Raw genomic sequence first — 1664 nt, 5'->3', positions numbered from 1 at the left:
CAACATTGGCAGGTACACCTTTTACCCCGCAAAGCAACGCCTTTCGATCGACGGAAACGACATCGCATTGTCGCACCGGGAAGCGGAGCTGTTGCGCCGTTTGTACCAGCTTCGTAACGAGGTGCTGCAAAAGAATGTAGTGCTGCTGGAGCTTTGGGGCGACGATTCCTTTTTCAATGGACGCAGCCTGGATGTTTTTATCACCAGGCTGCGCCGCTACCTGAAAGAAGACCCGCAGATTCAGATCGTCAACATCCGTGGAATTGGATATAAGCTGATAATCTGATTGATAAGCTACTCACTTTTCAATGATCTGACCGGGTTCAACAATGCGGCTCTGATTGCCTGAAAGCTCACCGTGAGCAAAGTAATGGCCAGCGCGCCCAGGATCGCAGCTGCGAAAATCCACCACGAGAGGCTCGTCTGGTAAGTATATTGTTGCAGCCAGCCGCGCATCAGGTAGTAGGCAACGGGCATGGCAAGCAGGCAGGAGATCAGTACCAAAATCACAAAATCCCGGGTCAGTATCCGCCAGAGGTCGGCTACCGATGCGCCGAGTACCTTGCGAATGCCGATCTCTTTCTGCCGCTGTTCCGCGAAAAAGGAGGCTAAACCAAAAAGACCCAGGCAGCTGATGAAAATAGCAATTGCCGCGAACGTGGTGGAGAGCTGGCCAATTCTTTCTTCTGCGTAAAACTTTCGTTGGTACTCCTCGCTGGCAAACTTGTATTCAAACGGGCTCCCCGGATTGTATTTCCTGAAAACAGCTTCCAGCCTGCCAAGTGCGTCTTTGGTATTCAGATCAGGATTAAGCCGGATGTGGATGAAGGAAGTCCAGTCTTCTTTCAACATAAAAACCGTAGGCTGAACGGGCATAAAAGGCGAGCCTGTGATCACGTCGTTGATGACACCCACGATGGTATATTGATCTCCATTCCATTGCATAGTGGTACCCACCGCTTTTTTGAGCCCCATGAATCGGACTGCGCTTTCATTTACGACCATGCCGAGGCGGTCCGACGAATAGTCGGTAGAGAAGTCGCGGCCCTCTTTGATTTGCCAGTCAATGGTTTTGCCATACTCAGGCGTAATGCCCACTGTTCCGAGGTCGCCGAGCTGATCAGGATCTTTACCGGGCCAGCTGAAACTCGCGTCGCTGCTCCAAACTTCGGAAGCCGGACTTGATGATTTTGCAACATGCATAACCGCGCCGGTTTGCAGCAGCTCCTGCCGGAGTGCAGACGCGTGTTTTTGAAGGTCGGGTGTGTTGATGGACACAGACAGCAACCCGGAACGGTCAAATCCTGAGGGCCTGTTTTTAGCATAATCAATTTGCCGCAACACCACCAGCGTGCCGATTACCAGTGTCACTGAAACGGTAAACTGAATCACCACAAGCGTCTGCCGCGGGATAGCCGCGAACTTGCCCGCGCGCACCAGCAGCGATGAACCTGCGCCGGTGAGCACTTTCACCGGCTGAAAACCTGACAAGTAAAGAGCCGGGTAGCTTCCTGCCAGCAAGCCGGTCAACAATGCAAAACCTAATCCGGCTAGCCAGCTGAATGCATTATCCCACGAAAAGCTGATCTGTTTGTCGGAAACCTGGTTGAACCACGGAAGCAGCAGCTGCACAAACAGTAACGCAAGTACAAACGCAAATACGG

General features: G+C 52.3%; 2 protein-coding genes. One reads left to right on the top strand and one right to left on the bottom strand.

The window, feature by feature from the left end:
• The coding region (locus ACTIE6_RS23575; RefSeq protein ID WP_439558964.1) for a winged helix-turn-helix domain-containing protein at nt 1-286 on the top strand (286 nt) is incomplete at its 5' end.
• An 8-nt stretch (nt 287-294) separates the two neighbouring features.
• Here ACTIE6_RS23575 and ACTIE6_RS23570 read toward each other — a convergent pair.
• Nucleotides 295-1664, bottom strand: a 1370-nt coding sequence (locus tag ACTIE6_RS23570) for an ABC transporter permease (protein ID WP_439558963.1), incomplete at its 5' end; no start/stop codon positions are given.

Source organism: Dyadobacter sp. (assembly GCF_051859145.1).
Lineage (GTDB): Bacteria > Bacteroidota > Bacteroidia > Cytophagales > Spirosomataceae > Dyadobacter.
This window is presented reverse-complemented; position numbering and strand designations above follow the sequence as displayed.